At 56.4% G+C, this 16,634-nt stretch carries 16 protein-coding genes; 13 read left to right on the forward strand and 3 right to left on the reverse strand.

The genetic code is table 11. The annotated features are described in order from the left end of the window. Positions 1-500 precede the first annotated feature (500 nt). Positions 501-1,454, forward strand: coding sequence for a nickel/cobalt transporter (locus IM299_RS16205; RefSeq protein WP_193357807.1), 954 nt, complete (start codon positions 501-503; stop codon positions 1,452-1,454). Between the two features lie 33 nt (positions 1,455-1,487). Here the strand turns inward: IM299_RS16205 and proP are convergent, their stop codons facing one another. Then, positions 1,488-2,990, reverse strand: coding sequence for a glycine betaine/L-proline transporter ProP (gene proP, locus IM299_RS16210; RefSeq protein WP_041911505.1), 1,503 nt, complete (start codon positions 2,988-2,990; stop codon positions 1,488-1,490). 650 nt (positions 2,991-3,640) lie between these two features. Between proP and kdgT the strand changes: the two genes are divergently transcribed. Then, positions 3,641-4,633, forward strand: coding sequence for a 2-keto-3-deoxygluconate transporter (gene kdgT, locus IM299_RS16215; RefSeq protein ID WP_028015220.1), 993 nt, complete (start codon positions 3,641-3,643; stop codon positions 4,631-4,633). A gap of 55 nt (positions 4,634-4,688) precedes the next feature. Here the strand turns inward: kdgT and IM299_RS16220 are convergent, their stop codons facing one another. Continuing rightward, a complete protein-coding gene (locus IM299_RS16220; protein ID WP_028015219.1) occupies positions 4,689-5,564 on the reverse strand; it encodes a diguanylate cyclase regulator RdcB family protein in 876 nt (291 codons plus the stop codon). Continuing rightward, on the reverse strand, positions 5,561-7,915 hold the full coding sequence (crfC, locus tag IM299_RS16225; protein WP_193357808.1) for a clamp-binding protein CrfC: 2,355 nt from the start codon (positions 7,913-7,915) through the stop codon (positions 5,561-5,563). Before crfC ends, IM299_RS16220 begins: the two co-directional genes overlap by 4 nt. Positions 7,916-8,508: 593 nt before the next feature. Here crfC and IM299_RS16230 point away from each other — a divergent pair. The 11 genes from IM299_RS16230 (at position 8,509) to phnK (ending at position 16,631) form a co-directional block, all read left to right on the forward strand. Further along, the gene (locus IM299_RS16230; protein ID WP_047366881.1) at positions 8,509-8,844 is read left to right on the forward strand and encodes a zinc ribbon domain-containing protein YjdM; all 336 of its coding nucleotides are present in this window, start codon (positions 8,509-8,511) and stop codon (positions 8,842-8,844) included. An 80-nt stretch (positions 8,845-8,924) separates the two neighbouring features. Next, entirely contained in the window at positions 8,925-9,362 is a 438-nt protein-coding gene (yjdN, locus tag IM299_RS16235; protein ID WP_028015216.1) for a VOC family metalloprotein YjdN, read from the forward strand. 136 nt (positions 9,363-9,498) lie between these two features. Next, entirely contained in the window at positions 9,499-10,260 is a 762-nt protein-coding gene (gene phnC, locus IM299_RS16240) for a phosphonate ABC transporter ATP-binding protein (protein ID WP_193357809.1), read from the forward strand. Positions 10,261-10,283: 23 nt separating this feature from the next. Next, entirely contained in the window at positions 10,284-11,300 is a 1,017-nt protein-coding gene (gene phnD, locus IM299_RS16245) for a phosphonate ABC transporter substrate-binding protein (protein ID WP_028015214.1), read from the forward strand. Between the two features lie 117 nt (positions 11,301-11,417). Next, a complete protein-coding gene (gene phnE, locus IM299_RS16250) occupies positions 11,418-12,197 on the forward strand; it encodes a phosphonate ABC transporter, permease protein PhnE (protein ID WP_028015213.1) in 780 nt (259 codons plus the stop codon). A gap of 20 nt (positions 12,198-12,217) precedes the next feature. Beyond that, on the forward strand, positions 12,218-12,943 hold the full coding sequence (gene phnF / locus IM299_RS16255) for a phosphonate metabolism transcriptional regulator PhnF (RefSeq protein ID WP_193357810.1): 726 nt from the start codon (positions 12,218-12,220) through the stop codon (positions 12,941-12,943). Further along, positions 12,944-13,396, forward strand: coding sequence for a phosphonate C-P lyase system protein PhnG (phnG, locus tag IM299_RS16260; protein WP_028015211.1), 453 nt, complete (start codon positions 12,944-12,946; stop codon positions 13,394-13,396). It abuts the gene before it with no gap. Then, positions 13,393-13,977, forward strand: a complete 585-nt coding sequence (gene phnH, locus IM299_RS16265) for a phosphonate C-P lyase system protein PhnH (protein WP_045630769.1) — start codon at positions 13,393-13,395, stop codon at positions 13,975-13,977. Before phnG ends, phnH begins: the two co-directional genes overlap by 4 nt. Next, complete coding sequence (locus IM299_RS16270; RefSeq protein ID WP_028015209.1) at positions 13,977-15,041, forward strand: carbon-phosphorus lyase complex subunit PhnI; 1,065 nt, start codon at positions 13,977-13,979, stop codon at positions 15,039-15,041. The genes phnH and IM299_RS16270 overlap by 1 nt, the downstream gene beginning before the upstream one ends. Then, positions 15,034-15,879 (forward strand): alpha-D-ribose 1-methylphosphonate 5-phosphate C-P-lyase PhnJ, encoded by an 846-nt coding sequence (phnJ, locus tag IM299_RS16275; RefSeq protein ID WP_041911512.1) that lies wholly within the window; start codon positions 15,034-15,036, stop codon positions 15,877-15,879. The genes IM299_RS16270 and phnJ overlap by 8 nt, the downstream gene beginning before the upstream one ends. Next, complete coding sequence (gene phnK / locus IM299_RS16280; RefSeq protein ID WP_041911513.1) at positions 15,876-16,631, forward strand: phosphonate C-P lyase system protein PhnK; 756 nt, start codon at positions 15,876-15,878, stop codon at positions 16,629-16,631. Before phnJ ends, phnK begins: the two co-directional genes overlap by 4 nt. Positions 16,632-16,634 lie beyond the last annotated feature (3 nt).

A 16,634-nucleotide genomic window follows, 5' to 3' on the forward strand; every position in this document is an offset into this window, starting at 1 on the left:
AATTTAAGTTTGATGCTCGTGAATTAAACTTCGTAATGAATTACGTATGTTCACTCAGAGACTTGGTATTCATTTATTGTCCGAAGACATTAAGAATCCATGTCACTTTGAGTGCCCACACAGATTGTCTGATAAATTGTTAAAGAGCAGTGCAACGCGGCTTTCGCTCACCGTTGCGAGGTGGCGTATATTACGCTTTCCTCTTTCAGAGTCAACCCGTTATTTCAGGATTTTTTCTCTTCAACCGACCGGGTTAACTGTGAAGTGATTCACATCCGCCGTGTCGATGGAGGCGCATTATAGGGAGTTCTCCGCAGCCCGCAACAGAAAAGTTGCAAAAAAATGACTGACTGATGCATTCCCCAGCAAAACCCCGCCTTATACCCTTTTACGCACAGACTTATCCACAATTACAGCAAGATCCTGATGCGATCCTGCGAACTGAAAGAGAAGATCAACTATACTAGCGGCAAATATTCTTCTCCGCAGAGCTCCCCCTGATGAATACACAACGCCTGCCTCGCGACTGGCGCCTCCCTACGGCCGGATTGATGCTGCTGACCATCCTCTTCACCGCTTTTACGCTGCATACGCACTGGAACGCCTTTATCCAGTGGTGCCTTGCCACGCAGATTACGCTGCACCGTTATCTGGTGATGTATCTACTGCAGCTTAATAACAACCAGTACAGCGGTGGATTATGGCTCTTAACAGGCGCTTTCTTTTATGGCGTCCTTCACGCCATCGGGCCGGGGCACGGGAAGTTCATCGTGACAACCTACCTGAGCACAAATAAGGAGAGCGAACTGGCCGCACGCACCGTTCCCTTTCTTGGCAGCCTGATGCAGGGCGTCAGCGCCATTCTGTTTGTCTTTATTCTGGCAGTAGGATTTAACCTCGCGTCAGGGGATATCAGCACCAGCCGCTGGTATGTCGAGAAGATAAGCGCCGTGCTGATTGGCGCGTTTGGTGCTTTCATCATTTACCAGGCGCTGAAAAGCCTGCGGCCTCAAAGAATGAGGATCTCAGCCATCACTCCCCTTCATCAGCACGATGAACACTGTGGCTGTGGTCATCACGGCGTGGGCGCAGATCTGACACAAGGTGACTGGAAAACGCGTCTGGGCGTTATTCTGGCGATTGGCGCACGTCCGTGCAGCGGTGCAATCATGATTCTGATGTTTTCGAACGCGCTGGGCATTGTCACCTGGGGAATGGCGGCCGTTATGACCATGTCTTTAGGAACGGCACTCTCTATTATGGGGCTATCACTGGCGGTTCGTTATGCCCGTGAACGCACGGTGGCATGGTTCGGGGGAGATAGCGCGTTCAGATGGCTGGTACCGGCAGTTAAAATTGCCGGAGGTATCATCCTGATCCTGTTCGCGACCGTCCTGTTCCTGACCGTCATCCCCATTAGCGCCAACGGCGACTACATCGCCGCCGGATGCTAATAAAAGAAAACCCGCCGTTGGCGGGTTTCTTTATTACTCGTTAATGCGTGGATGTTGATCAACAAGACGGGAGCGTTTCTTCTGCAGCTCTTCAATCTCTGCGTCGATATCCTCAATTTTCTGCTCAACGTTATCGTAATGCTCGCGCAGGATTTCTTTCGCTTCCTGAATATCAGATGCCGCAGGCGTCGCCCCTTTCAGAGGACGGTTCGCCGTCTCCTTCATGGTCAGGCCGGTCGCCAGGCCGACTACCGCAATAACCATCAGGTAGTAGGCAGGCATCATCAGGTTCTGCGTGCTTTCCACCAGAGAGGCGGCAAGCGTAGGCGTCAGGCCGGCAATCAGAACGGAGATGTTGAACGCCGCCGCCAGCGCACTATAACGAATGTGCGTCGGGAACATCGCAGGTAATGTGGATGCCATCACCCCGATAAAGCAGTTCAGGATCACCGCCAGCATCAGCAGACCCGCGAAAATCAGACCCAGCACGTTACTGTTGATCAGAATAAACGCCGGGATCGCCAGCGCGAACAGCGCTACGCTACCCAGGATGATAAACGGTCGACGGCCAAAGCGGTCGCTCAGCAGACCCATAATCGGCTGTACAAACAGCATACCCACCATGATGGCGATAATAATCAGTACGCCGTGATCTTCCGAGTAGTGCAGGTTATGCGACAGATAGCTCGGCATGTAGGTCAGCAGCATGTAGTAAGTGACGTTGGTGGAAATCACCAGACCAATACAGGTCAGCAGGCTGCGCCAGTGCTTTGTCGCAATCTCTTTAAAGGACACTTTCGGGCCGTCCTGCAACCCTTCGCGGTCGCCCTGCTCCAGTTTCTCAACGTGCTGCTGGAACGCAGGTGTCTCTTCCAGCGCATGTCGCAGGTAAAGACCGATAATACCCAGCGGGAGCGCGATAAAGAACGGGATACGCCAGCCCCAGTCGAGGAAGTTCTCCTCACCGACCACGGTTGAAATCAGAACCACGACGCCCGCGCCCATCACAAACCCGGCAATCGAACCGAAGTCCAGCCAGCTACCCATGAAGCCGCGCTTACGGTCAGGGGAATACTCCGCGACGAAGATCGACGCCCCGGTATACTCGCCCCCGACGGAGAAGCCCTGCGCCATCTTACAGAGCAACAGCAGAATAGGTGCCCAGATGCCGATCGTGGCATAGGACGGTATTAGGCCGATACAGAACGTACTGATCGACATAATGACAATGGTGATAGCGAGTATTTTCTGGCGACCGTATTTGTCACCGAGCATACCGAAGAACAGACCACCCAGCGGGCGGATCAGGAAAGGAACGGAGAATGTACCCAGCGCGGCAATCATCTGCAGGCTTGGGTCAGCACCGGGGAAGAACACTTTACCTAATGCATAGGCAACAAAGCCGTAGACACCGAAATCGAACCATTCCATCGCATTACCGAGCGAGGCGGCGGTGATCGCTTTACGCAGTTTAGCGTCATCAATAATGGTGACGTCGCGAAGCGTAATGGGTTTAACCTTTTTCCTTCTTAGCATAGCTTTCCTCGTAGACTTAGCCCTGTCCGTTCCACAGCCAACTCGCACTCTGTGAACCCGAGATCCGCTCCGTGCGAACCTCCATCTTCAAGCGTAGCAGGTTTACTTACATTGACGTTTTCCGTCGATACAACCGAACCTGTTGACGCCTGTCTGGGCAGTTAATGACCTTTTTACCCTACCAGCGTTTATATTTGTGATCAACTTCACACATATATTTATACTGCGTCAGGTGAAGACAGTTTTTTGTCAACTACCGCAAATAAGTACTTTCTCAACCTTCCAGAGCCCCCATTTTCGCCCTCATCCTTTTTCTTTTCCCAACAGAATAAAAAGCCATATTTTTTACAAGAGATTTACATAAATTTTCAGCTCTCACAACGCGCCGTAAAGTTTACATTCAATATGTGATGAAGATAACTAAAACACCGTTTTATTTTCATTGAATCAATATTCCATCGATCGCATGATAATTCCTGAAACATAGCGACGCATGTTTTCTGACGAGAGGAAACGAGAGCGCTAACTGAATTTCGGTGCAGGGTTATCACAAACCAATCATCAAGAGCACCCTTCATCAAATTGAATTTATTGATTTTTTTATTCGCACCTGCCGCTCACCATGAGAGGCGAAATTGTGAGGGTTAGAGATGAAGATTAAAGCCACGATAGAACGCATACCGGGGGGTATGATGCTGGTGCCGCTGGTACTCGGTGCTATTCTGAATACATTAGCACCTGAAACCGGGGCTTATTTTGGTGGTTTCACAAAGGGGATGATTACGGGTACCGTTCCCATCCTGGCGGTCTGGTTCTTTTGTATCGGCGCATCCATTAATTTGCGGGCAACCGGTACCGTATTACGCAAATCCGGAACGCTGGTGATAACCAAAATAGCGGTTGCCTGGGTGGTCGCAATGATATGCGCGATGTTCATTCCTGAAAATGGAATTCAGACCGGTTTCTTCGCCGGGTTATCCGTCCTGGCGATTGTCTCGGCGATGGACATGACCAACGGCGGGCTGTATGCCAGCCTGATGAACCAGTACGGAACCAAAGAGGAGTCCGGCGCGTTTGTTTTGATGTCTCTGGAGTCCGGCCCGCTCATGACGATGCTGATCCTGGGGTCCGCTGGCCTGGCTTCTTTTGAGCCCCATCATTTTGTCGGCGCGATCCTGCCATTCCTGATCGGCTTCGCGCTGGGCAATCTGGATCACGATCTGCGTGATTTCTTCAGCAAAGCCACGCCGGTGCTGATCCCATTCTTTGGCTTTGCGCTGGGTAACACCATCAACCTGAACGTGATTCTGGATACGGGACTGCTGGGGATTGTGCTGGGTGTCGCGGTTATCATCATCACCGGTATTCCGCTGATCATTGCTGACCGCGTAATCGGGGGAGGAAACGGCACGGCGGGCGTCGCCGCCTCTTCAGCCGCAGGCGCTGCCGTTGCAAACCCGGTGATTATCGCCCAGATTAACCCGGCCTTCGAACCGGTGGCCGCGTCCGCGACGGCACTGGTTGCCGCCAGCGTAATTGTCACCGCAATCCTGGTGCCCATCATCACGGCGCTATACGCGAAACGCTACGGAAATGTGCAAGAGATCCCGCCTGAACCGAAACCGATAGAAATGAATCACTAACACACCGCGCCAGCCATCCTCTCTCCCCTGGGGGGAGAGGGTCAGGATGAGGGGTTCAACCAAAAATCTCTTCCACCATTGCATCCACCAGCCGTTTTGCCGAACACAGCCTCGGCATACCCAGCGCGACGGTCTGCCAGTTTTGCGTCACTGACCAACTCACCGGGTGTATATCCGCCTGACACCAGTCGCCCAGCCAGCCCAGCATGTCTTTGTGATCGATTAAACCCGCCGAAGCGGGTGTGGTCAGCCATTGATGATAGAAATGGCGCGTTGTGGGAGACGCATTGATGCCCTGCGCGAGGTAGTTGGCGGCCATGCTGCGTAAATTATCCTTGAGCATTGCCGACACATCATTGTTCGCCAGACGGCAGGCATCGCCAAATGCTCCCCAGCGCAGCTCTTCCAGAACAATGAAGCAGCGCCCGGCCAAAGACCAGCCATCATAGTGACCGGCTCGCCAGCGGGTGAAAATTTGTTCACTGTGCTCGCCCGCCTGTACCGTCAGTCCACGCTGGGTCAGCGCCTTTTCTTTATAGGCGGCACGTTGGGTAAAATGAGAGGAGAGCTCCGCATACTGTTCAAGCAGGCCGGGAGATGGCTGAGCGCGCAGGTGAGCCTGCTGGCACAGTGCAGTCAGTTTATCGGCCATCAGCGTCAGCGCAAGATGGCCTGGATCCAACATGCCGGCGAGTTTTTCCGCCAGCCCCAGACGCAGGGCCGCGTTCTCGTTAAGCATTCCCGCCATCGCCCAGGGCCGTAGCCGGGTATGCGTCATGATCTCCTGAGTCAAACGTTCACGAAACTGCAGCTGCTGCGGCCCCAGATGGGGATGGCGCGCCGCGTCCACGCCCTGCACAAGATCGACCATAAACCTGGGATGAATACACTCCAGCGTCCGCCCGGGACCGTCCAGTAGCTGTGTTGTCATGGTTGCTCTGCTGCGAATAGAGTTTGAATGTCATCGCGTAACAGTCGGGTGTCTTCCTGAATCCACGTCGCAGTCGTAATGCTTTGCTTCAACAGCTGGCTGAGCGCTCGGGTTGAATGCTCATTTTGTTGACGCACTGCGAGGCTATCACGCAAGCTTTCCTGTAACCCGGTCAGGCATAACGAAAATTCTGCAAAGAACGTCGCCATTCCGGCCGTAACAGAGACATCGACCTGCGCGGACAAAGCTTTACGTATTTGTTCACAAAACTGATCAATATGTTGCTTAAATTTGTCATGCAGTTGCGCAATGTCGATAACATAGTGCGTGCGCGTGACCACGTACTCATCCCAGCCCCAGCCTGGATTATTGAGCCAACGCGAAACGGTTTCACGCATACTGCTCCCGGCGGAAAGTTGACCTGCCGGGCGGTTATCCTGTGCAATGGCATCGTTAAACAGTGCCCGCGTATTGAAGTCAAGCTGGTTTGCCTGAAAAGCCGGGAAGCTGATCCGCGCCCGGAAGCCAGCATGGCTCAGATGCTCTTTTATACGCGTTTCAATGGGGCGGATAGCGTCATTCAGCGAGCGCGCCAGCGTAGATTCCAGCTGATCGAAGCGTAACGCCAGCTCCCGGGCAATTTTTGCCTGCGCATCCAGCATGATGAGTTCACAGGAGGAGCGAATTTTACTCAGGACGATCTGCGCCTGACCTTCATCATCCAGAACCAGTGGTTCCCGCTCTTGCAGTTTGTCACTGCGGGGATTCAGCCGCTCAATACCTGCCAAATCAAGAATATTTTGAGTGCTGAACACATGGCCCACTGCCTGGTGAAGCGCCGATTTTTCGGCCTCCATAAAGTCCGCGGTCGCGTTCAGCGCCTGGTCAACTTCATGTTTCACCTCATCGCTCACCGCGCTCTGGCGCGTCTGCAGCAGCGCCATATCCTCTTCAAGACGCGCGATGTTCAGTTCCAGCCCCTCAAAGGCCACCGTCAGCCCCTGATAGCGGAAGTCGAGATACTCCCGGGCATTTTGCGCGTAGTTGAGCAGCTTATGCGAGGCCGAGCGCAGCGCGAATAGCGAGGCATTGGCATAGGCGGCGTAAATCAGTTTGCGTATCGGCTGTTCAAACAGCGAATCTTCCCAGAGCAAATCGGCTGCGTGACGGATATGGTTTATATCGTCCAGGTCCGCCGAACGCCAGCGGCGTCCGAGTGCGGCTTCGGCAAAATCCTGCACCCAGGGCTGCTCCTGATGATCCGGCAGGCGTCCACGGGCATTCATCTCGTTGCGGGCGCGGTTTGCCAGATACGCCCACATAGAGGAAACAGGGTAGATCTGGCCAGGCGAAATAGTGCCTTTCATTAAGGTACCGGAGATCATCGCCCTGACCTGCTCTTCATCGTCGCTATTGCGATCCTTCTGGTCGAATTTATTCACCAGCGCATACAGAGGCACTGATTTCCCCGCAACCGAAATAGCCTGACGGACCTCTTCATCAGAAATAGATTTAAGCTGGGTATAATCCATCACCGCCAGCACCGCCGACGCGCGGGCTAGCTGTTCGCTAAGCATTTTTTGCAGATGCGGTTGTCCGGCCTCATTGGGGCCGGGGGTATCGAGCAGCGTCAGCTGCCCGAGGTGCGCATCCAAACCCGCAAGATGCACGAACTCCACTTCAATCACCGGAATATGTTCGATGGCCGCGTATTCGGAGAACGGAAACGCCACGCCCAGCGCCTGGGAGAGCCTCACCAGGTCATTGAGACTTTTCAGGCAATGAAATATTGGCTGCGCCCCGAGATGATGCTTTTCAAAGGCCTCGCCTTTCTCAATACGCTCCAGCAGCGTATTCATGTCCTTATCAATTTCCAGTTGCAGAGCCAGCTTGCCGCGATCGTAATCGCCAAGCTTTTTCTGCAGCAGGTGAATCAAATCATCAATAGGAGAGACATGTGAGAAGTGGAGCACCGGCTCTTTTTGGCCTGGCGTATGACGGATCAGCGTAGGCAGCGCCGTCATTGGGCGGTTGCGGTTCGGCAACACTTCGGTACCCACAATGGCATTAATGGTGGTCGATTTCCCCGCTTTCATCGTGCCAACGATAGCCAGAACCATTTCCAGACGTGTTATTTTGCGTAATTCATTATTCAGCGTTGCCTGCTGCGCTTCGACGCCTCGCGCACTAAAATGCAAAGGCAGCACGTTGTTCTTTTCACCTGTAATAGCAGCCGTCGTGCTCTCCAGCTTCGCTGTCGGCATTGTTTTCAGAGTATCGAGATTTTGCAGGGCAAGCTGTAACAAACGCTCAGCTTCCTGACTTAATTCAAAAATGGTCTGTGTGTGCATGATAAAAGCCTTTCCTTAACGCAAATTTATTACTTTTATTAAGCCACTTGTATTAATTATGATGTTCAGGCTTATATGATCACGTGTGGAAAACATGTTCACCAAAATATAACTAATTGAAGATAATCAGAAATAAATGGCTATCCCTGCATGGCGTGTAAAGCTCTCCTCAAGGCCTGAAAGCCAAAAGATAAAAAGCCTGGCCCATTTTAAGAAGCTTCAGGATATATCATCATTATTTACCCACCTAAAAAGAGAGGGATAGGCCGCCAACATAAGAAATGCATGGCAGTAAAGTTCGAAGATAAATAACAATGCGTTGCTTCACCTTATCCGAAATGAAGGTGCGTAGCAATTTGCCGCAATAAAATATTCGATATATTTAGCGACTTCTCTTTCCACCGTGTTAATGACGTTAGCATCGCTTAGCTGACTGACAGTAAGTGTCACTCGCAACACATTTTCTGCGTTTTTTAAATTCACAATAGCACCGACAAAAGTGTGGATTTGCGTTATACTTGCCGCCTTTTTCGGCACTCTGCCGTCATTTAGCTGGCACTTTCCAGCGCGTTAACACTTTTGAGGATACCGACATGCAACTCCCACACTGCCCAAAATGCAATTCTGAATACACATACGAAGATAATGGCATGTTCATCTGCCCGGAATGTGCACACGAATGGAATGATGCCGAGCCAGCGCAGGACGCTGATGCACTGATCGTCAAAGATGCCAACGGTAATCTGCTGGCGGATGGCGACAGCGTCACCGTGGTGAAAGATCTTAAGGTGAAAGGCAGCTCTTCCATGCTGAAGATCGGCACCAAAGTGAAGAATATCCGTCTGGTGGAAGGCGATCATAATATCGATTGTAAAATTGACGGCTTCGGTCCGATGAAACTGAAATCCGAGTTCGTGAAAAAGAACTGATTTACCCGCCCGGTAGCGCTTCGCTTACCGGGCTTTCGGGAACTACACTTAACGGGCTTTTCTTACGTGAGGTAAAGATTATGCCGTTAAGTCCCTACATCTCTTTTGCCGGCAACTGTGCAGAGGCTACCGCCTTCTATCAGCAGGCCGTCGGCGCAGAACTCCTCTATAAAATCACCTTCGGCGAAATGCCAAAAAGCGATAACAGCGAAGAAGGCTGTCCGTCCGGCATGCAGTTTCCGGATTCGGCTATCGCTCACTCCAACGTTCGCATTGCGGGCAGCGATATCATGATGAGCGACGGGCTGCCGCCGGGCAGCAGCGCACAGTACGCGGGCTTCACGCTGGTGCTCGACACGCAGGATGTGTCAGAAGGCAAGCGCTGGTTCGACAACCTTGCCGATGGCGGGAATATCGACATGGCCTGGCAGGAAACCTTCTGGGCGCACGGCTTCGGTAAGGTCACCGACAAATACGGCGTGCCGTGGATGATTAACGTCGTTAAGCAGCAGCACTAATTTTCGGGCGGTGGGCGGTCTGCCTCCGCCTGTCATCAAACTCCCCTCAACTCTTCAAACTCCCGCAACCTGCACTTAACCCAAATGTCATATTGATGCGCCAGCATGAGGCCACATTTATCGTGAGGCCCAGCACATGCACACTGTCATCCGCGTCGAGAAACTGAGCAAGACCTTCAATCACAACAAGGCGCTGCATGCCGTTGATCTGACCGTCCAGCAGGGCGAAATGGTGGCGCTGCTGGGGCCGTCCGGTTCAGGAAAATCCACCCTTCTGCGTCACTTAAGCGGCCTTATTACCTGCGATAAAACGCCGGAAAGCCGCGTCGAGCTGCTGGGTAACACCGTGCAGCATGCGGGCCGTCTGGCGAGCGATATTCGCAAAAGCCGCGCCCGGACGGGCTACATCTTTCAGCAGTTCAACCTGGTGAACCGCCTGTCGGTGCTGGAGAACGTGCTGATTGGCGCGCTCGGCAGCACCCCGTTCTGGCGCACCTGCCTGCGCTGGTTCTCCCCATCACAGAAGCAGGAAGCCTTACAGGCGCTGACCCGCGTCGGCATGGCGCACTTCGCCCACCAGCGCGTGTCCACGCTGTCCGGCGGGCAGCAGCAGCGCGTCGCTATCGCCCGCGCCCTGATGCAGAAAGCCAAAATCATTCTGGCCGATGAGCCCATCGCCTCGTTGGATCCGGAGTCGGCCCGCATCGTGATGGAAACCCTGCGCGACATCAACCAGAACGACGGCATCACCGTGGTGGTGACGCTGCATCAGGTGGATTACGCCCTGCGTCAGGGACACGTGTTCTTCGATGGCGCCAGCCACCAGTTTGATAACGAACGTTTTGACCATCTCTACCGCAGCGTAAACCGCGTCGAAGAACGCGCGCAGGCTGCTTAACGCCCCGATAACGAGGAATGGAAATGAACTACAAAGCCGTTGCCGCGCTGGCCTTCACCAGCATGTTCAGCATCAGCACCCTGTTAAGCCCGGCGTACGCCGAAGAGCAGGAAAAAGCGTTGAACTTTGGCATCATTTCAACGGAATCACAGCAAAACCTGAAGCCGCAGTGGGAACCGTTCCTGAAAGATATGGAAACCAAACTGGGGATCAAAGTGAACGCCTTCTTCGCCCCGGACTACGCGGGCATCATCCAGGGGATGCGCTTTAACAAAGTGGACATCGCCTGGTACGGCAACCTTTCCGCCATGGAAGCGGTGGACCGCGCCAACGGTCAGGTCTTTGCCCAGACCGTTGCGGCAGATGGTTCTCCAGGATACTGGAGCGTGCTGATCGTCAACAAAGACAGCCCGATCAACAACCTCAACGACATGATCGCCAAACGCAAAGATCTGACCTTTGGTAACGGCGATCCGAACTCCACTTCCGGCTTCCTCGTCCCTGGCTACTACGTCTTCGCGAAAAACAACATCTCCGCCAGCGACTTTAAGCGCACCGTCAACGCCAGCCACGAAACCAACGCGCTGGCCGTGGCGAACAAGCAGGTGGACGTTGCCACCAACAACACCGAAAACCTCGACAAGCTGAAAACCTCCGCGCCGGACAAGCTGAAAGAGCTAAAGGTCATCTGGAAATCCCCGCTGATCCCCGGCGACCCGATCGTCTGGCGCAAAAACCTCTCCGAAAGCACCAAGGACAAGGTCTACGACTTCTTTATGAACTACGGCAAAACGCCGGAAGAGAAAGCGGTTCTGGAACGTCTGGGCTGGGCACCGTTCCGCGCGTCCAGCGATCTGCAGCTGGTCCCGATTCGCCAGCTGGCGCTGTTTAAGCAGATGCAGGCCGTGAAGGACAACAAAGGGCTGAAGGAAGAGGAGAAGACCAGCAAAGTCTCTGAAATCCAGGCCCAGCTGGAAGACCTCGACCGCCTGACCGCCGCGCTGGGTGCGATGACGAGCGTGAATAAAGCGGTGCAGTAGATCTTTTCTCCCTCTCCCTGTGGGAGAGGGCCGGGGTGAGGGCATCAGCGCGCACATTTCCCCCTCACCCTAACCCTCTCCCTCAAGGGAGAGGGGACTAAACCCACGGAGTCAAACATGCAAACCATCACCCTCCCGCCGCCGAAGCGCAGCTGGTTCTCGCTCATAAGCTGGGCCATCCTGCTGGCGGTACTCGTTATCTCCTGGAAGGGCGCGGAGATGGATCCGCTGCTGCTCTTCAAAGATTCCGGCAACATGGCGACCTTCGCCGCCGACTTCTTCCCGCCGGATTTCAGCCAGTGGCAGGACTACCTCAGCGAAATGGCCATCACCCTGCAAATCGCCGTCTGGGGCACCGCCCTCGCCGTCGTTCTCTCCATTCCGTTCGGCCTGATGAGCGCCGAAAACATCGTACCGTGGTGGGTTTACCAGCCGATGCGTCGCCTGATGGACGCCTGTCGCGCCATCAACGAAATGGTCTTTGCGATGCTGTTCGTGGTCGCCGTTGGCCTGGGTCCGTTCGCCGGCGTGATGGCGCTGTTCATCCACACCACCGGCGTGCTCTCCAAGCTGCTCTCGGAAGCGGTTGAAGCCATCGAGCCCGGCCCGGTGGAAGGTATTCGCGCAACCGGCGCCAACAAAATCGAAGAGATCCTCTACGGCGTCCTGCCGCAGGTGATGCCGCTGCTGATCTCCTACTCGCTGTACCGCTTCGAGTCCAACGTTCGTTCCGCCACCGTGGTCGGTATGGTGGGCGCAGGCGGGATTGGCGTCACCCTGTGGGAAGCGATTCGCGGTTTCCAGTTCCAGCAAACCTGCGCCCTGATGGTGCTCATCATCGTCACCGTCAGCCTGCTGGATTTCCTCTCTCAACGCTTGCGTAAGCACTTCATCTGATTAGCGAGGCTTTGATTGGTATGCACTTATCCAGACATCCGACCAGTTACCCTACCCGCTGGCAAGAAATTGCGGCCAGGCTCGAAGTGGAGCTGCGCACGCATTACCGCTGCGGTGACTACCTGCCCGCCGAGCAGCAGCTTGCCGACCGCTACGAAGTGAACCGCCACACCCTGCGCCGCGCCATTGACCAGCTGGTGGAGCGCGGCTGGGTGCAGCGCCGTCAGGGCGTCGGCGTGCTGGTGCTGATGCGCCCGTTTGACTACCCGCTCAACGCCCAGGCGCGTTTTAGCCAGAACCTGCTGGATCAGGGTAGCCATCCAACCAGCGAAAAGCTGCTCTCGGTTCTGCGCCCGGCCTCCCACCACGTGGCGGACGCGCTCGGGATTCAGGAGGGTGACAACGTCGTACATCTGCGTACGTTGCGCCGGGTCAACGGCGTGGCGGTCTGCCAGATCGACCACTACTTCGCGGACCTCACCCTCTGGCCAGTGCTGCAAAATTTCGCCAGCGGTTCCCTGCATGATTTCCTTCAGGACGCGACGGGTATCGCGCTCAAACGCACCCAGACGCGCATCAGCGCCCGCCGCGCGCAGGCGAAAGAGAGCAAGGTGCTGGAGATCCCCAACATGGCCCCGCTGCTCTGCGTGCGCACCCTCAACCACCGTGACGGCGAGATCAACGCGACGGAATACTCCGTCAGCCTGACCCGCGCCGACATGATTGAATTCACCATGGAGCACTGAATGCACTTCGACACCTCCACCCGACAGCGCTGGATGCGCGTGCTGGCCCATAGCCAGCCTGCTGCGCTGGCCGCCCGCATGAACGCACTCGGCCTGACGCCGGACTACGACACGATCCGCGCGCCGGAGATCGGCCTGGTGCAGATCCAGGCACGCATGGGCGGCACCGGCGAGCGCTTCTTCGCCGGCGATGCCACCCTCACCCGCGCGGCTATCCGCCTTAACAGCGGCACGCTGGGTTATAGCTACGTACTTGGGCGAGACAAAACGCACGCCGAGCGCTGCGCGGTGATCGACGCGCTTTTACAGGAACACCCGCATTTCCAGACGTTAATGGAAACCCTTATTGCCCCGCTGGAAGCCGACCGCGCCGCACGCCTTGCCGCGCGTCAGGCCGAAGTGAACACCAGCCGGGTCGACTTCTTTACGCTCGTTCGCGGAGACAACGCATGACGCTTCAACCTGCTTTTACCCTGGCCGTCCAGGATGCCCAACAGAGTTTCCGTCGCCTGCTGAAGGCCATGAGCGAGCCGGGGGTGATTGTCTCCTTGCACCAGCTCTCGCAGGGCTGGCTGCCGCTGAACCTCGCCTCCACCAGCGTGCTGCTGACGCTGGCGGACAACGACACCCCGGTATGGCTGTCAGGCGCATTGCTGAACGATATCGCCAGCCAGAACCTGCGCTTTCACACCAGCGCGCCGCTGGTCGATCAGCCCCAGCAGGCGGTCTTTGCCGTGGCCGACGAACAGATCAGCCATGAACAGCTTAACGCCCTGAGCGAAGGCAGCGCCGTCGCACCGGAAACCAGCGCCACGCTGATTTTGCAGGTCTCCAGCCTGAGCGGTGGCCGCATGCTTCGCCTGACGGGCGCAGGCATCGCCGACGAGCGGATGGTCGCGCCCCAGCTACCGGAGTGCATCATCCATGAGCTGACCGAGCGCCCGCACCCGTTCCCGCTCGGCATTGACCTGATCCTGACCTGCGGCGAGCGCCTGCTGGCAATCCCGCGGACTACCCACGTGGAGGTATGCTGATGTACGTTGCCGTCAAAGGAGGCGAAAAGGCGATCGCCGCCGCTCATGCCTTACAGGAGCACAGACGCCGGGGCGATGAACAGCTTCCCGAGCTGAGCGTCGCCCAGATTGAGCAACAGCTTAACCTCGCGGTTGACCGTGTGATGACCGAGGGCGGCGTTGCTGACCGCGAGCTTGCAGCGCTGGCGCTGAAGCAGGCCAGCGGCGATAACGTGGAAGCCATCTTCCTGCTGCGCGCCTGGCGCACCACCGTTCCCCGTCTGGCAGTCAGCGAGCCGGTGAACACGGCGGAAATGCGTTTAGAGCGCCGTATTTCAGCGGTGTACAAAGACATTCCCGGCGGCCAGCTGCTTGGCCCGACTTACGACTACACCCATCGTCTGTTGGACTTCACGCTGCTGGCGAACGGCGAAGCCCCCACGCTCAGCACTTCAGACGTCGAACAGGAACCGTCTCCGCACGTCTTCAGCCTGCTGGCAAACCAGGGGCTGGCGAAAGCGGAAGAAGACACTGGCGCCACGCCGGACGACGTCACCCGCACGCCGCCGGTCTACCCGTGCTCACGCTCGTCCCGCCTGCAACAGCTGATGCGCGGCGACGAAGGGTATCTGCTGGCGCTGGCCTACTCCACACAGCGCGGCTACGGGCGCAACCACCCGTTCGCGGCAGAGATCCGCAGCGGCTATCTCGACGTCGAAATCGTGCCGGAAGAGCTGGGTTTTGCGGTGAACGTCGGCGAACTGCTGATGACCGAGTGCGAAATGGTCAACGGTTTCGTCGCGCCAGAGAATGAAGACCCGCATTTTACCCGCGGCTACGGGCTGGTGTTTGGCCTCGGCGAGCGCAAAGCGATGGCGATGGCGCTGGTTGACCGCGCCCTGCAGGCGCCGGACTACGGCGAGCACATTGCCGGCCCGGCGCAGGACGAAGAGTTCGTGCTGGCCCACGCGGACAACGTCGAGGCCGCAGGCTTTGTCTCGCACCTCAAGCTGCCGCACTACGTCGATTTCCAGGCCGAACTGGAACTGCTGAAACGCCTGCAACGGGAGCGCGCCAATGGCTAACTTAAGCGGCTACAACTTTGCCTATCTGGATGAGCAAACTAAACGCATGATCCGCCGCGCCATTTTAAAAGCGGTGGCTATTCCGGGCTATCAGGTGCCGTTTGGTGGCCGTGAAATGCCGATGCCGTACGGCTGGGGCACGGGCGGCATTCAGATCACCGCCAGCGTGATTGGCGAAGCGGACGTGCTGAAGGTTATCGACCAGGGCGCGGACGATACCACCAACGCCGTGTCGATCCGCAACTTCTTTAAGCGCGTGACGGGCGTCAACACCACCGAAAAAACCGAAGACGCGACGCTGATCCAGACCCGCCACCGCATTCCGGAGACTCCGCTGACGGAAGATCAGATTCTGATTTTCCAGGTGCCGATCCCGGAGCCGCTGCGCTTTATCGAGCCGCGCGAAACCGAGACCCGCACCATGCACGCGCTGGAAGAGTACGGGATCATGCAGGTCAAACTGTATGAAGACATCGCCCGCTTCGGCCATATCGCTACCACCTACGCCTACCCGGTGAAGGTCAACGGGCGCTACGTCATGGACCCGTCGCCGATCCCAAAATTCGATAACCCGAAGATGGACATGATGCCTGCCCTGCAGCTCTTTGGTGCCGGACGTGAAAAACGCATCTACGCGGTACCGCCGTATACGCGTGTCGAAAGCCTGGATTTCGACGATCACCCGTTTACGGTGCAGGAGTGGGACGAGCCGTGCGCCATCTGCGGATCCAAACACAGCTATCTCGATGAAGTGGTGCTGGACGATACGGGCAAACGGATGTTTGTCTGCTCCGACACCGATTACTGCCGCCAACAGAGCGAGGCGAACGGCCAATGAAACCGCTGCTTTCGGTTAATAACCTGACCCACCTTTATGCGCCGGGAAAAGGCTTCAGCGACGTGTCGTTCGAGCTGTGGCCGGGCGAAGTGCTGGGCATTGTCGGCGAGTCCGGCTCCGGCAAAACCACCCTGCTGAAGTCCATCTCCGCGCGCCTGACGCCGCAACACGGCGAGATCCTGTATCAGGGACGCTCCCTCTACGACATAAGCGAGGCCGAGCGCCGTCGCCTGCTGCGCACCGAATGGGGCGTGGTGCATCAGCACCCGATGGACGGCCTGCGCCGTCAGGTGTCGGCGGGAGGCAATATCGGCGAACGGCTGATGGCCACCGGCGCGCGCCACTACGGCAACATCCGCGCCACCGCACAGCACTGGCTGGAGGAGGTGGAGATCCCCGCCTCGCGCATTGACGACCTGCCAACCACCTTTTCCGGCGGTATGCAGCAGCGTTTGCAAATTGCCCGCAATCTGGTCACCCATCCAAAGCTGGTGTTTATGGATGAACCCACCGGCGGGCTGGACGTCTCCGTGCAGGCCCGCCTGCTCGACCTGCTGCGCAGCCTGGTGGTAGAGCTGAACCTGGCGGTGGTGATTGTCACCCACGATCTGGGCGTTGCGCGCCTGCTGGCGGATCGCCTGCTGGTGATGAAGCAGGGTCAGGTGGTGGAAAGTGGGCTGACCGACCGCGTGCTTGACGATCCACATCATCCGTACACCCAGCTGCTGGTGTCGTCGGTATTACAGAATTAAGAG

This window comes from Enterobacter cloacae complex sp. P47BA (assembly GCF_014930485.1).
GTDB classification, from domain to species: domain Bacteria; phylum Pseudomonadota; class Gammaproteobacteria; order Enterobacterales; family Enterobacteriaceae; genus Enterobacter; species Enterobacter bugandensis.

What these genes read in the sequence shown, in the direction of transcription:
- IM299_RS16205 (WP_193357807.1), top strand. Translation starts at nt 501, where the DNA reads ATGAATACACAACGCCTGCCTCGCGACTGGCGCCTCCCTACGGCCGGA.
- proP (WP_041911505.1), bottom strand. Translation starts at nt 2,990, where the DNA reads ATGCTAAGAAGGAAAAAGGTTAAACCCATTACGCTTCGCGACGTCACC.
- kdgT (WP_028015220.1), top strand. Translation starts at nt 3,641, where the DNA reads ATGAAGATTAAAGCCACGATAGAACGCATACCGGGGGGTATGATGCTG.
- IM299_RS16220 (WP_028015219.1), bottom strand. Translation starts at nt 5,564, where the DNA reads ATGACAACACAGCTACTGGACGGTCCCGGGCGGACGCTGGAGTGTATT.
- crfC (WP_193357808.1), bottom strand. Translation starts at nt 7,915, where the DNA reads ATGCACACACAGACCATTTTTGAATTAAGTCAGGAAGCTGAGCGTTTG.
- IM299_RS16230 (WP_047366881.1), top strand. Translation starts at nt 8,509, where the DNA reads ATGCAACTCCCACACTGCCCAAAATGCAATTCTGAATACACATACGAA.
- yjdN (WP_028015216.1), top strand. Translation starts at nt 8,925, where the DNA reads ATGCCGTTAAGTCCCTACATCTCTTTTGCCGGCAACTGTGCAGAGGCT.
- phnC (WP_193357809.1), top strand. Translation starts at nt 9,499, where the DNA reads ATGCACACTGTCATCCGCGTCGAGAAACTGAGCAAGACCTTCAATCAC.
- phnD (WP_028015214.1), top strand. Translation starts at nt 10,284, where the DNA reads ATGAACTACAAAGCCGTTGCCGCGCTGGCCTTCACCAGCATGTTCAGC.
- phnE (WP_028015213.1), top strand. Translation starts at nt 11,418, where the DNA reads ATGCAAACCATCACCCTCCCGCCGCCGAAGCGCAGCTGGTTCTCGCTC.
- phnF (WP_193357810.1), top strand. Translation starts at nt 12,218, where the DNA reads ATGCACTTATCCAGACATCCGACCAGTTACCCTACCCGCTGGCAAGAA.
- phnG (WP_028015211.1), top strand. Translation starts at nt 12,944, where the DNA reads ATGCACTTCGACACCTCCACCCGACAGCGCTGGATGCGCGTGCTGGCC.
- phnH (WP_045630769.1), top strand. Translation starts at nt 13,393, where the DNA reads ATGACGCTTCAACCTGCTTTTACCCTGGCCGTCCAGGATGCCCAACAG.
- IM299_RS16270 (WP_028015209.1), top strand. Translation starts at nt 13,977, where the DNA reads ATGTACGTTGCCGTCAAAGGAGGCGAAAAGGCGATCGCCGCCGCTCAT.
- phnJ (WP_041911512.1), top strand. Translation starts at nt 15,034, where the DNA reads ATGGCTAACTTAAGCGGCTACAACTTTGCCTATCTGGATGAGCAAACT.
- phnK (WP_041911513.1), top strand. Translation starts at nt 15,876, where the DNA reads ATGAAACCGCTGCTTTCGGTTAATAACCTGACCCACCTTTATGCGCCG.